Origin of the sequence: Pseudomonas sp. NY11955, from assembly GCF_048068035.1 — a bacterium.
In the GTDB taxonomy this organism is placed as follows: Bacteria; Pseudomonadota; Gammaproteobacteria; order Pseudomonadales; family Pseudomonadaceae; genus Aquipseudomonas.
The window spans coordinates 20270-34377 of record NZ_JBLUPS010000001.1; the positions used below are offsets into that span (position 1 = coordinate 20270).

At 63.8% G+C, this 14108-nt stretch carries 10 protein-coding genes; all 10 read left to right on the forward strand.

What is annotated here, in order from left to right:
* Positions 1-6 precede the first annotated feature (6 nt).
* The 10 genes from ACNFBR_RS00105 to ACNFBR_RS00150 all read left to right on the forward strand — a co-directional run bounded on the left by ACNFBR_RS00105 (position 7) and on the right by ACNFBR_RS00150 (position 14065).
* Positions 7-183: a hypothetical protein gene (locus ACNFBR_RS00105; protein WP_003250005.1), complete on the forward strand. Its 177-nt coding sequence runs from the start codon at positions 7-9 to the stop codon at positions 181-183.
* Positions 167-3142, forward strand: coding sequence for a sensor histidine kinase (locus tag ACNFBR_RS00110; protein WP_416733187.1), 2976 nt, complete (start codon positions 167-169; stop codon positions 3140-3142). The genes ACNFBR_RS00105 and ACNFBR_RS00110 overlap by 17 nt, the downstream gene beginning before the upstream one ends.
* A 4-nt stretch (positions 3143-3146) precedes the next feature.
* Entirely contained in the window at positions 3147-4589 is a 1443-nt protein-coding gene (locus tag ACNFBR_RS00115; protein ID WP_012274227.1) for a sigma-54-dependent transcriptional regulator, read from the forward strand.
* 749 nt (positions 4590-5338) lie between these two features.
* Entirely contained in the window at positions 5339-6727 is a 1389-nt protein-coding gene (locus tag ACNFBR_RS00120; RefSeq protein ID WP_416733188.1) for a polynucleotide adenylyltransferase PcnB, read from the forward strand.
* The gene (gene folK / locus ACNFBR_RS00125; protein ID WP_416733189.1) at positions 6724-7203 is read left to right on the forward strand and encodes a 2-amino-4-hydroxy-6-hydroxymethyldihydropteridine diphosphokinase; all 480 of its coding nucleotides are present in this window, start codon (positions 6724-6726) and stop codon (positions 7201-7203) included. Before ACNFBR_RS00120 ends, folK begins: the two co-directional genes overlap by 4 nt.
* 262 nt (positions 7204-7465) lie before the next feature.
* Positions 7466-8266 (forward strand): 3-methyl-2-oxobutanoate hydroxymethyltransferase, encoded by an 801-nt coding sequence (gene panB, locus ACNFBR_RS00130; protein ID WP_416733190.1) that lies wholly within the window; start codon positions 7466-7468, stop codon positions 8264-8266.
* Complete coding sequence (gene panC / locus ACNFBR_RS00135) at positions 8263-9126, forward strand: pantoate--beta-alanine ligase (RefSeq protein WP_416733191.1); 864 nt, start codon at positions 8263-8265, stop codon at positions 9124-9126. The genes panB and panC overlap by 4 nt, the downstream gene beginning before the upstream one ends.
* Positions 9127-9374: 248 nt before the next feature.
* Positions 9375-11039: a glucose-6-phosphate isomerase gene (pgi, locus tag ACNFBR_RS00140; protein ID WP_416733192.1), complete on the forward strand. Its 1665-nt coding sequence runs from the start codon at positions 9375-9377 to the stop codon at positions 11037-11039.
* Positions 11040-11218: 179 nt separating this feature from the next.
* Positions 11219-13153: an acetate--CoA ligase gene (gene acs / locus ACNFBR_RS00145; RefSeq protein WP_416733193.1), complete on the forward strand. Its 1935-nt coding sequence runs from the start codon at positions 11219-11221 to the stop codon at positions 13151-13153.
* 42 nt (positions 13154-13195) lie between these two features.
* Positions 13196-14065 (forward strand): oxygenase MpaB family protein, encoded by an 870-nt coding sequence (locus ACNFBR_RS00150; protein ID WP_416733194.1) that lies wholly within the window; start codon positions 13196-13198, stop codon positions 14063-14065.
* The last annotated feature ends 43 nt before the right edge of the window (positions 14066-14108 follow it).

Sequence of the window (14108 nt, forward strand, 5' to 3'; positions counted from 1 at the left end):
GCCAGCATGTACATCTATCGTTTGGTCCTGCTTCTGGTCGTGGGGATCTACCTGTTCTCCCCGGCCATCATGGACTGGTGGATCGAACCGACCGGAGCCTGGTACCGCCCCTACCTGCTCTGGCTGATCCTGATCGTCGTCACCTTCATCCTGCAGAGCCAACGAGATGCCGATGAGCTTTAGCCTGACCCAGATGATCCTGATCAGCGCCGGGTACCTCATGGTGCTGTTCGGCGTGGCCTGGATCAGCGAGCGCGGGTTGATCCCGCGTTCGATCATTCGCCACCCGCTCACCTACACCCTGTCGCTGGGCGTGTACGCCAGTGCCTGGGCCTTCTATGGCTCGGTGGGCCTGGCCTACCAGTATGGCTACGGCTTCCTTGCCTGTTACCTGGGGGTATCCGGCGCGTTCCTGCTGGCACCGGTGCTGCTTTACCCGATCCTCAAGATCACCCGCACCTACCAACTGTCATCCCTGGCCGACCTGCTGGCGTTTCGCTTTCGCAGCACCTGGGCCGGAGCGCTGACCACCATCATCATGCTGATTGGCGTGCTGCCTTTGCTGGCCCTGCAGATCCAGGCAGTGGCCGACTCGATCAGCATCCTCACCGGTGAACCGGTCAAGGCCCGGGTGGCATTCGCCTTCTGTACGCTGATCATCCTGTTCACCATCTTCTTCGGCTCGCGGCACATCGCCACGCGCGAAAAGCACGAGGGGCTGGTGTTCGCCATCGCCTTCGAGTCGGTGATCAAGCTGTTGGCCCTCGGCGGTATCGGCCTCTATGCCCTGTACGGCGTATTCGGCGGCCCCCACGAGCTGGAAGTCTGGCTGCTGCAGAACCAGACTGCCCTGGCCGCGCTGCACACCCCGCTGCAGGAAGGGCCATGGCGCACCCTGCTGCTGGTGTTCTTCGCCTCGGCCATCGTCATGCCGCACATGTACCACATGGCCTTTACCGAAAACCTCAACCCGCGCTCGCTGGTCAGCGCCAGCTGGGGCCTGCCGCTGTTCCTGCTGCTGATGAGCCTGGCCGTGCCACTGGTTCTGTGGGCCGGACTGCGCCTGGGCGCCAGCACCAACCCCGAATATTTCACCCTGGGTCTGGGGATCGCCGCCAACAACCAGGCATTGGCCCTGCTGGCCTACATTGGCGGCCTGTCGGCAGCCAGCGGCCTGATCATCGTCACCACCCTGGCGCTGTCGGGCATGGCCCTGAACCACCTGGTGCTGCCGCTTTATCAACCGCCGGCCGAGGGCAACATCTACCGTTGGTTGAAGTGGACTCGCCGGGCGCTGATCGTCGCCATCATCACCGCCGGCTTCATGTTCTACCTGACCCAGAACAACCACCAGAGCCTGGCCAACCTGGGCATCGTCGCCTTCGTCGCCACCTTGCAGTTCCTGCCTGGCGTGCTGTCGGTGCTGTACTGGCCAACCGCCAACCGCCGTGGCTTCATCGCCGGGCTGCTGGCCGGCACCCTGGTGTGGATGGTGACCATGCTGTTGCCGCTGCTGGGCAACTTGCAGGGTTTCTACATCCCGCTGCTGGACATGATCTATGTGTTGGACGATACCAGCTGGCACATGGCAGCCATCGCCTCGCTGGCGGCCAACGTGCTGTTGTTCACCCTGATCTCGCTGTTCACCAACGCCAGCACCGAAGAAGTCAGCGCAGCCGAAGCCTGTGCGGTAGACAACGTACGCCGCCCACAGCGCCGCGAACTGCACGCTGCCTCGCCGCAGGAGTTCGCCACCCAGCTGGCCAAGCCACTGGGCGCCAAGGCCGCACAAAAGGAAGTGGAGCAAGCCCTGCGTGACCTCTACCTGCCGTTTGACGAGCGCCGCCCCTATGCCCTGCGCCGCCTGCGCGACCGCATCGAGGCCAACTTGTCCGGCCTGATGGGGCCGAGCGTGGCCCAGGACATGGTCGAGACGTTCCTGCCGTACAAGTCCGGCAACGAAAACTACGTGACCGAAGACATCCACTTCATCGAAAGCCGCCTGGAAGACTACCACTCACGCCTGACCGGCCTGGCCGCCGAACTCGATGCCCTGCGCCGCTACCACCGGCAGACCTTGCAGGAGCTGCCCATGGGCGTCTGCTCGCTGGCCAAGGACCAGGAAATCCTGATGTGGAACAAGGCCATGGAAGAGCTCACCGGCATCGCCGCCAAACACGTGGTCGGCTCGCGCCTGGTCACCATCGACGAGCCCTGGCGCGGCTTGCTGCAAGGCTTCATCAACGTCCCCGACGAGCACCTGCACAAGCAGCGCCTGGCGCTGGACGGCCAGCCGCGCTGGCTTAACCTGCACAAGGCGGCCATCGACGAGCCACTGGCCCCCGGTAACAGCGGCCTGGTGCTGCTGGTGGAAGACCTTACCGAAACCCAGGCACTGGAAGACAAGCTGGTGCACTCCGAGCGCCTGGCCAGCATTGGTCGCCTGGCCGCCGGCGTGGCCCACGAAATCGGCAACCCGATCACCGGCATCGCCTGCCTGGCGCAGAACCTGCGCGAAGAGCGCGAAGGCGATGGCGAAATCATCGAGCTGTCCAGCCAGATCCTCGACCAGACCAAACGGGTGTCGCGCATCGTCCAGTCGTTGATGAGCTTCGCCCATGCCGGCGGCAGCCACCAGAACAGCGAGGAGCCGGTGTGCCTGGCCGAAGTGGCACAAGACGCCATCGGTCTGCTGGCGTTGAACCGGCGCAATTTCGAAGTACAGTTCTTCAACCTCTGCGACCCTGACCACTGGGCCGAAGGGGACCCGCAGCGCCTGGCCCAGGTGCTGATCAACCTGCTCTCCAACGCCCGCGACGCCTCGCCCCCCGGCAGTGCCGTGCGTGTGCGCAGCGAGACCAGCGAACACACCGTCGACCTGATCGTCGAAGACGAAGGCAGCGGGATACCGAAGAACATCCAGGACCGCCTGTTCGAACCCTTCTTCACCACCAAGGACCCGGGCGAAGGAACCGGACTGGGGCTCGCTCTGGTCTATTCCATCGTGGAAGAGCATTATGGGCAAATCACCATCGACAGCCCGGCCGATATCGAACGGCAACGTGGCACCCGGATCCGCGTGACCCTGCCCCGGCATGTCGTAGCGACGTCCCCTGAAATTCGAGACCGTCGAGAGAATTGAATCAATGCCGCACATTCTGATCGTCGAAGACGAAACCATCATCCGCTCGGCCCTGCGTCGTCTGCTTGAGCGGAACCAGTACCAGGTCAGCGAAGCCGGCTCGGTGCAGGAAGCCCAGGAACGCTTCAGCATTGCCACCTTCGACCTCATCGTCAGCGACCTGCGCCTACCCGGCGCGCCCGGTACCGAGCTGATCAAGCTCGGCCAGGGCACCCCGGTGCTGATCATGACCAGCTACGCCAGCCTGCGCTCGGCGGTGGACTCGATGAAAATGGGCGCGGTGGACTACATCGCCAAGCCCTTCGACCATGACGAGATGCTGCAGGCGGTGGCGCGTATCCTGCGCGACCGGCAAAACGCCCCCGCCGCTGCACCGGCCGCCGAGCCACGCGCCAGCAATGGCAAGGCCGCCCCGGCCGATAAAAGCAGCGCGGCGGCAGCCAACGGCGAAATCGGCATCATCGGCTCGTGCCCGCCCATGCAGGACATGTACAGCAAGATCCGCAAGGTCGCCCCTACCGACTCCAACGTGCTGATCCAGGGCGAGTCGGGGACCGGTAAAGAGCTGGTGGCCCGCGCCCTGCACAACCTGTCGCGCCGGGCCAAGGCACCGATGATTTCGGTGAACTGCGCGGCCATCCCCGAGACCCTGATCGAGTCCGAACTGTTCGGCCATGAAAAAGGCGCGTTCACCGGCGCCAGCGCCGGGCGTGCCGGCTTGGTCGAAGCCGCCGATGGCGGCACGCTGTTCCTCGACGAAATCGGCGAGCTGCCGCTGGAAGCCCAGGCTCGCCTGCTGCGCGTGCTGCAGGAAGGCGAGATTCGCCGGGTGGGTTCGGTGCAGTCGCAAAAAGTCGATGTGCGCCTGATCGCCGCGACCCACCGCGACCTGAAGAACCTGGCCAAGGCTGGCCAGTTCCGTGAAGACCTGTATTACCGCCTGCACGTGATCGCCCTGAAGCTGCCGGCCCTGCGCGAGCGCGGCAGCGACGTCAACGAGATCGCCAGCGCCTTCCTCGCCCGCCAGAGTGCGCGCATCGGCCGCGACGACCTGCACTTTTCGGCCGAGGCCGAGCAGGCCATTCGGCACTACAGCTGGCCGGGGAACGTGCGCGAACTGGAAAACGCCGTGGAGCGCGCGGTAATTCTCAGCGAGAGCGCGGAAATTTCCGCCGACCTGCTGGGTATCGACATCGAGCTGAGCGACCTGGAAGAGGACGACATCCTCGACAACGCCCTGGTGGTGGCCAGTGCGGCCAGTGCCAGCCACGAGCCGACCGAGGACCTGTCGCTGGAAGACTACTTCCAGCACTTCGTGCTCGAACACCAGGACCACATGACCGAGACCGAACTGGCTCGCAAGCTTGGCGTCAGCCGCAAGTGCCTGTGGGAACGCCGCCAGCGCCTGGGCATTCCACGGCGTAAAAGCAACGCTACCAGCGAATAACCAACCTGCGCAGGGTACGCCGCAGCAATTGCGGCGCTCGATCTCACAGGCGACAAACCTGTCACGGCGAGGCTCCTGGTAACACATCAGTCCCCGCAAAAATCTGTTACCCATCCTTTGAGCCGTAACAATTCCGAGGCGTACGGTAACGAAATTCCGGCATTTTCAGCCCCTAGAAAATCGCTCAAAGGCCACAACACCTTGATTTTACTGGGTTTTCAAAAGTTGGCACGGCACCTGCTATATGCTTAGTACAAAAACAATAACAAGCACTGAAACCTACAATAAGAACAAGACGAAACGGCTCACGCACAATAAAAACAAGACGGCGGAGGCGCAGCTAACTGATTCTTTTGGAGAGGATGCGTGTTTGGGGCTTGCCCCACAACCAGGCAGAGAACAACAAAAACTGCACTAAAAAGCAGCGCCTGAACTGGTTGGATCGACAGATCAACGTGACATCAGCGGCCAAAGCAATCCGTTTGCTCTTTACCCCTGGTTTAGGGGTCGTCCACAAGCTTCGAGATTTGTGGACAGGGCGCTCAACAAAAACAAGAAGCCCAGCAAAAAAAACAATAAGAGCACGCAACGACTTCTTGGGGAGCTTAGGCTCCCCTTGTCGTTTCTACCCTTCTGGCAGGCATCCTGCCACCCGCCTACACCATTCCTCGAGTAAATGCTAGAATCCCCGCCCATCATGCGGCCATTCTCCTATTCTTGGCCGAACATTCCTTCACACAGTGCATCCCATGCTGAAGAAGCTGTTCCAGTCTTTCCGCCCGCCCGTACCGGGCCCGCACCACAGGCGCACCACGCCTGAGGTGATCAACAAGAGCCAGCACTCGCTGCAGCGCCACCAATTCAGCCGCCACGCGGTGAACATCGTGGAGCGCCTGCAAAGCGCCGGCTACCAGGCTTACCTGGTCGGTGGCTGTGTCCGCGACCTGATGCTGGGCATCACGCCGAAGGACTTCGACGTCGCCACCAGCGCCACCCCCGAACAGGTCCGTGCCGAGTTCCGCAACGCGCGCATCATTGGTCGACGCTTCAAGCTGGTCCACGTGCATTTCGGCCGTGAGATCATTGAAGTCGCCACCTTCCGCGCCCACCACTCGGAAGACGACCAAGGCGACGCCCACCGCTCGTCGCACAACGCCAGTGGTCGCATCCTGCGAGACAACGTCTACGGCACCCTGGAAGAGGACGCGCAACGCCGCGACTTCACCATCAACGCCCTGTACTACGACCCGGTCAGCGAGCGCATTCTCGATTACGCCAACGGTGTGCACGACGTGCGCAATCGCCTGCTGCGGCTGATCGGCGACCCGACTCATCGCTACCAGGAAGACCCGGTGCGCATGCTGCGCGCGGTGCGCTTTGCCGCCAAGCTCGACTTTGGCATCGAAAAGCACACCTACCAGCCAATTCGCGGCCTGGCCCCGATGCTGCGCGAGATCCCACCCGCGCGCCTGTTCGAAGAATGCCTCAAGCTGTTCCTCAGCGGCCAAGGTGCCATTGCCTTCGAAATGCTGGTTGACCTGGAGCTGTTCGAGCCCCTGTTCCCGGCCAGCGCCCATGCCCTGGACGAGCGCCCGACCTACACCCACACGCTGATCAGCCAGGCGCTGAATAACACCGACCTGCGCGTGAAGCAGGGCAAGCCGGTGACGCCCGCCTTCCTGTTTGCCGCACTGCTGTGGCCAGCGCTGCCGGCCCGTGTGCTGCACCTGCAGAACCAGGGCGTGCCGCCGATCCCGGCCATGAACGGTGCGGCTCACGACCTGATCGCCGAGCAATGCGCACGCATCGCCATCCCCAAACGCTTCACCCTGCCGATCCGCGAGATCTGGGACATGCAGGAGCGCCTGCCACGCCGCAGCGGCAAGCGTGCCGACATGCTGCTGGACAACCCGCGCTTCCGCGCCGGTTACGACTTCCTGCTGCTGCGTGAAAGCGCCGGGGAAGAAACCGACGACCTCGGCCAGTGGTGGACCGATTACCAGGATGCCAACGACAGCGAGCGCCGCGAGATGATCCGCGAGTTGGGCAGCCGTGACGAAGGCACCGGCGCCGGCCCGCGCAAACGCAAGCGCAGCGGCGGCAAACGCAAGCGCAGTGGCGACGAGGCGTTCGAGTGACCACCCGCGCCTACATCGGCCTGGGCAGCAACCTGGACGCACCTGTCGAGCAGCTGCGCAGCGCCATGCAAGCGCTCGACCAGGTCGAGGCCACGCGCCTTGTGGCGGCCTCAGCGCTGTACACCAGTGACTCGCTACTGCCCGGCCAGCCGCGCTACACCAACGCCGTCGCCGCCTTGGACACCGCCCTGGCGCCACTGGCCCTGCTCGATGCACTGCAGGCCATCGAGAACGACCAGGGCCGCGTACGCAAGGAACGCTGGGGCCCGCGCACGCTGGACCTGGACATCCTGCTGTTCGGCGACCAGGTGCTCGACGAGCCACGCCTGAAAGTGCCGCATTACCATATGCATGCCCGCCCCTTCGTGCTGTACCCGCTGGCAGAACTGGTACCGGGCGATTTCCGCCTGGCCGATGGCCGCGCCCTCGCACAACTGCTCGACGGCTGCCCGTTCGTCGGCCTGGAACGCCTGTAATCCGGGCGTTCCAGCCTGCCGCAGCACAACGGTAACGCCAGTAACACCCTGATCGTAACAATGCGGTAACAGGGTGATTGACTTCCCCCACCTCGCTCACGACTATAGGCGTCCCGTGTGGCACCAAAGTGCCGCATACCCGTATTTAGGCCCGGACGGACCTGTGCCCGAACATCACGCGCGATGATGTGCCGCTCCGGAAGATGACTACACGCGTTGATTGCAGTCGTTTTTTACAGCGCCTGAACGAGGAATTTCCTACATGCCTGAAGTAACCCTTACCACCCTCAATGGCCTCAAGGCCAAGGGTGAAAAAATCACCATGCTGACCTGCTACGACGCGACCTTCGCCAAGACCGCCAGCCAGGCCGGCGTTGAAGTGTTGCTGGTGGGCGACTCGCTGGGGATGGTCCTGCAGGGCCACGACAGCACCTTGCCGGTCACTACGGCAGACATGGCCTACCACACCGCCAGCGTCAAACGCGGCAACGACGGCGCGCTGATCCTCGCCGACCTGCCGTTCATGGCGCACGCTACCCCGGAGCAGGCCTTTGCCAACAGCGCCACGCTGATGCAGGCCGGCGCCCATATGGTCAAGATCGAAGGCGCAGCCTGGCTGGCCGAAACCATTCGCCTGCTGGCCGAACGTGGCGTGCCGGTGTGCGCGCACATGGGCCTGACCCCGCAAACCGTCAATGTGCTGGGCGGCTACAAAGTGCAGGGCCGCCAGGAAGCCCAGGCTCGGCAGATGCGCGCCGACGCGATCGCCCTGGAGCAAGCCGGGGCGGCCATGCTGCTGCTCGAATGCGTACCCAGCGAACTGGCGGCGGAAATCACCAATGCTGTAGGCATCCCGGTCATCGGCATTGGCGCCGGCAGCGCCACCGATGGCCAGGTACTGGTGCTGCACGACATGCTCGGCCTGTCGCTAAGCGGCCGGGTACCGAAGTTCGTGAAGAACTTCATGCAAGGCCAGCCGGATATCCAAAGCGCCCTCGTCGCATACGTCGAGGCCGTCAAGCAAGTCAGCTTCCCAGGCAGCGAACACGGGTTCAGTGCATGAATACAGTCAAGACCGTCCGCGAACTGCGCGCGGCAGTAGCCCGCGCCCGCGGTGAAGGTAAACGTATCGGCTTCGTGCCGACCATGGGCAACCTGCACAGCGGCCACGCGGCATTGGTGACCAAGGCCGCGCAGCGCGCCGATTTCGTGGTCGCCAGCATCTTCGTCAACCCGCTGCAGTTCGGCGCCAACGAAGACCTCGACAAATACCCGCGCACCTTGGCCGCCGACCAGGAGCGCCTGCTACAGGCAGGCTGCAACCTGCTGTTCGCGCCCACCGTGGAAGAAATGTACCCCGATGGCATGAGCGTGCAAACCCGCGTCAGCGTGCCCCAGCTTTCCGAAGGCCTGTGCGGCGCCAGCCGGCCTGGGCATTTCGAAGGCGTGGCCACGGTAGTCAGCAAGCTGTTCAATATGGTCCAGCCAGACCTTGCCGTGTTTGGCGAGAAGGACTTCCAGCAGCTGGCGGTGATCCGCGCCATGGTGCGCGACCTGAACATGCCGATCCAGATCATCGGTGAGCCCACCGTGCGTGCCGAGGATGGCCTGGCGCTGTCGTCGCGCAATGGTTACCTCACGCCGGAGCAGCGTATGGCCGCGCCAGCGCTGTACCGTACACTGCAGCACATCGCAGCCGCCATCGGCCGAGGCCAGCGGGACTTCACCGCCCTGGTCGCAGAAGGTCAGGCGCAACTGAGCGCTGCGGGCTTCCGGCCGGACTACCTGGAAGTACGCCATGCCGTAAGCCTGCGCCCGGCAGTGATCGACGATCGAGACCTGGTAGTGATCGCGGCGGCTTACCTGGGTAACACGCGGTTGATCGACAACCTTTACCTGCATGTGGAAGAAAAGACCGCATAACGGCCCGGGGCTGCTATGCAGCCCATTCGCGGGACAAGCCCGCTCCCACAGGTGTGCATTTTCCCCAGGAAACATACATCCCGTGTAGGAGCGGGCTTGCCCCGCGAATGGGGCGCAAAGCGCCCCCCAAATTCCCCAGCTCTTCCCCCATTCCCAGCGCGTGGCCTTTGCCTATAATGATGCCAGCCTGAACCCGGCAATAACTGCCGTGTCCAAGGCCTCACCACGCACCAAGGGAACCCCGCGCAATGGCGTATTACCGTACACCCCACGATGTGACGGCCCTGCCCGCCTGGCAGGCGCTTCAGCAACACCGCGACGCCATGCAAGGCTTCAGCATGCGCGAAGCTTTCGCCGCCGATGCCAAACGCTTCGATCAGTTCTCCCTGAGCTGCTGCGGCCTGTTCCTCGACTACTCGAAAAACCTGATCACCGAACAAAGCCGCGACCTGCTGGTGAACCTGGCCAACGAAGTAGGCCTGCAAGACGCCATCAAGTCGATGTTCGCCGGTGAAATCATCAACGCCTCCGAAGGCCGCCCGGTGCTGCACACCGCACTGCGCCGCCCGGTGGGTGACAAGCTCAGCGTCAACGGCGTGAACGTCATGCCGGAAGTGCACAAGGTGCTCAACCAGATCACCGAGCTGGTCGGCCGCATTCACGACGGCCTGTGGCGCGGCTACAGCGAAAAACCGATCACCGACGTGGTCAACATTGGCATCGGCGGCTCGTTCCTCGGCCCCGAGCTGGTTTCCGAAGCGCTGCTGCCCTACGCCCAGCGCGGCGTACGCTGCCACTACCTGGCCAATATCGACGGCAGTGAATTCCACGAGCTGTCGGCCAACCTGCGCGCCGAAACCACCCTGTTCATCGTCTCGTCGAAGTCGTTCAATACCCTCGAGACCCTGAAAAACGCCATGGCGGCGCGTACCTGGTACCTGGCCCAGGGCGGCTCGGAAGCCGAGCTGTACCGCCACTTCATCGCGGTTTCCAGCAACAAGGCCGCCGCCGTGGCCTTCGGTATCCGCGAAGAGAACATCTTCCCGATGTGGGACTGGGTAGGCGGGCGTTACTCGCTGTGGTCGGCCATCGGCCTGCCGATCGCCCTGGCCATCGGCACGGCCAACTTCAAGGAACTGCTGTCCGGCGCCTACACCATGGACCAGCACTTCCAGACCGCACCGTTCGACAAGAACATGCCGGTGCTGCTGGCCCTGCTGGGCGTGTGGTACGGCAACTTCTGGGGCGCGAACAGCCACGCGATCCTGCCGTACGACCACTACCTGCGCAACATCACCAAGCACCTGCAGCAGCTGGACATGGAGTCCAACGGCAAGAGCGTGCTGCAGGACGGCACCCCGGTGAAAACCGACACCGGCCCGGTTATCTGGGGGGGCGTGGGCTGTAACGGCCAGCACGCCTACCACCAGTTGCTGCACCAGGGCACCCAGTTGATTCCGGCCGATTTCATCGTGCCAGTGGTCAGCTTCAACCCGGTGGCCGACCATCACCAGTGGTTGTATGCCAACTGCCTGTCGCAAAGCCAAGCGCTGATGCTGGGCAAAACCCGTGAGGAAGCTGAAACCGAGCTGCGCGGCAAAGGCCTGAACGAAGCGGATATCGAAAAGCTTGCCCCGCACAAGGTGATCCCGGGTAACCGCCCGAGCAACACCCTGGTGGTCGAACGTATCAGCCCGCGCCGTCTGGGCGCGCTGGTGGCGATGTACGAACACAAGGTGTTCGTGCAGAGCGTGATCTGGGGTATCAACGCCTTCGACCAATGGGGCGTGGAGCTGGGCAAGGAGCTGGGCAAAGGCGTTTACCAGCGGCTGGTCGGCAGCTTGGAAGACAGCGCCGAAGATGGCTCCACCCAAGGCCTGATCAACTACTTCCGCGGCCGTCACCGCGGTTGATCTGAAACCTGCACCGGCCTCATCGCGGGCAAGCCCGCTCCTACAGACCACGCTTTACCCTGTAGGAGCGGGCTTGCCCGCGATGAAGCCGGCACAGGTTGAACACCTCTCCCAGCTACACTGTCCTATCGAATAGCCGTTGCAGTCCATCGCCCCTTACAAGAGCAGGACCACCCGCCATGTTCGATATCCGCAATTATCCCCAGGCCTTGGCCGTCAGCCAGTCCGCCACCCTCACCCCCGACGAATACCGCCGCCTCTACCGCCAGTCGGTCGACGACCCTGACGGTTTCTGGGCCGAGCAAGCCAAACGCCTGGACTGGGTCAAGCCCTGGTCGAGCGTGCAGCAATGCGACCTGAACACCGGCATGGCCCGTTGGTTCGACGGCGCCCAGCTCAACGTCAGCTACAACTGCATCGACCGCCACCTGGCCCAGCGCGGCGAGCAGACCGCCCTGCTGTGGGAAGGCGACGACCCGCAAGACGCCAAAGCCATCAGTTATCGCGAACTGCACCGCCAGGTCTGCCGCCTGGCCAATGCAATGAAGGCACGCGGCGTGAAGAAAGGTGACCGGGTGTGCATCTACATGCCGATGATCCCCGAGGCGGCCTTCGCCATGCTCGCCTGCACCCGCATCGGCGCCATCCACTCGGTAGTGTTCGGCGGTTTCTCCCCCGACGCCCTGCGCGACCGTATTCTCGATGCCGACTGCCGCACCGTGATCACCGCCGATGAGGGCGTGCGTGGCGGCAAACGCATTCCGTTGAAACAGAACGTCGACAAGGCCCTAGCCAGTTGCCCAGCGGTCAGCAGTGTGTTGGTGGTGCGCCGCACCGGTGGCGATGTTGCCTGGGCCGAAGGGCGCGACCTCTGGTACCACGAGGTAACGGAAAAGGCCGGCGACGACTGCCCTCCCGAGCCAATGCAGGCCGAAGACCCGCTGTTCATCCTCTACACCTCCGGCAGCACCGGCAAACCCAAAGGCGTGCTGCACACCACCGGCGGCTACCTGCTGCAAGCGACGATGACCTTCAAGGTCGTGTTCGACTACCGTGACGGCGAGGTGTTCTGGTGCACCGCCGATGTCGGCTGGGTTACCGGCCACAGCTATATCGTCTATGGCCCGCTGGCCAATGGCGCGATCTCGCTGATGTTCGAAGGCGTGCCCAACTACCCGGACACCTCACGCTTCTGGCAGGTAGTGGACAAGCACCAGGTGAATATCTTCTACACCGCCCCGACCGCACTGCGTGCGCTGATGCGCGAGGGCTCCGCGCCGCTGCAGGGCACCTCGCGCAAAAGCCTGCGCCTGCTGGGCAGCGTCGGCGAGCCGATCAACCCTGAAGCCTGGGAATGGTATTTCGAGGAAGTCGGGCAGCAGCGCTGCCCCATTGTCGATACCTGGTGGCAGACCGAAACCGGCGGCATCATGCTCACCCCGCTGCCCGGCTCGCAGGCACTCAAACCCGGTTGCGCCACGCAGCCCATGTTCGGCGTGCAACCGGCGCTACTGGACGAAAAAGGCAAATTGATCGAAGGCCCCGGTGCGGGCCTGTTGGTCATCAAGGCCAGCTGGCCTGGGCAAATCCGTAGCGTCTATGGCGACCACCAGCGCATGGTCGACACTTACTTCAAACCCATGCCCGGCTACTACTTCACCGGCGACGGTGCCCGCCGCGATGCCGATGGCGACTACTGGATCACTGGGCGCATCGACGATGTGATCAACGTGTCCGGGCACCGCATCGGCACCGCCGAAGTGGAAAGCGCACTGGTGCTGCATGACAGCGTCGCCGAGGCCGCCGTGGTCGGTTACCCCCACGACCTCAAGGGCCAGGGTGTCTACGCGTTCGTCACGCCCATGAATGGCGTGACGCCCGACGACGCACTGAAAGCCGAGCTGCTGGCACTGGTCAGCAAGGAAATCGGCAGCTTCGCCAAACCCGAGCTGATTCAGTGGGCGCCGGCGCTTCCCAAGACGCGCTCAGGCAAGATCATGCGGCGTATACTGCGCAAAATCGCCTGCAACGAGCTGGACAACCTGGGCGATACCTCGACCCTGGCCGACCCCAGCGTGGTACAGGGCCTGATCGACAAACGCCTCAACCAGTAACCGGCGGCCTCTGTTCATGGCCGCCCTGCACCGCAGGTCGCCATGGAAGCCCTTCGCCGCCGTATCGAAACCCAGGTCATGAGCCTCACCGGGCTGGCCCTCGGCCAGCTCGACCTGGAATCGCCCAAGGGCGACCCTGGCCTGTTCGGCCCGCACAGCATCAGCTGGCGGGTGCATGGCGACTTCCCGAGCATGCTGGTCGGCGGCATCAGCGCGCTCATGCTGCAGTTGCTGCATCCGTTGGCCCTGGCCGGCGTGTGGGACCACTCCAATTTCCGCGAAGACCTGCTCGGCCGCCTGCGCCGCACCAGCCAATTCATTTCCGGCACCACATTCGGCGCCACGGGCGACGCCGAATGGCTGATCGACAAGGTGCGCACCATTCACCTGCAGGTTACCGGCACCGCGCCGGACGGCCGCCCCTATGCGGCCAGCGACCCCGACCTGCTGACCTGGGTGCATGTGGCGGAGGTCAGCAGCTTCCTCGCCGCCCACCTGCGTTACCGCAACCCACAGCTGCCGCGCACCGAGCAGGACGCCTATTACAACGAAATCGCCCTGATCGCCGAGCGCCTTGGCGCCCGTGACGTGCCGCGTTCGTGCCAGCAGGTCGAAGATTACCTGCAACGCATGCGCCCGCAACTACACTGCGATGCGCGCAGCCATGAGGTGATGCGGATCCTGCTCGACGCCCCAGCCCCCAGCCGCCTGGCTCAGCCGGTGGGCAAGCTGATGCTGCATGCCGGTATCGACCTGCTGCCGGGCTGGGCGCAGGCCATGCTCGGCCTGCGGCACGGCCCCTTGCAGCAGCGCCTGATCCGCCTGGGCCTGCAACGCACCGCGCCGGTACTGCGCTGGGCGATGCGCGACGGCTCGGCACACCGGGCCAAGCGGCGCATGGGCATTGAGTGAGGTCAATTGGTCGCCCCTGCGGAACTGATTTAACGTGCCATAC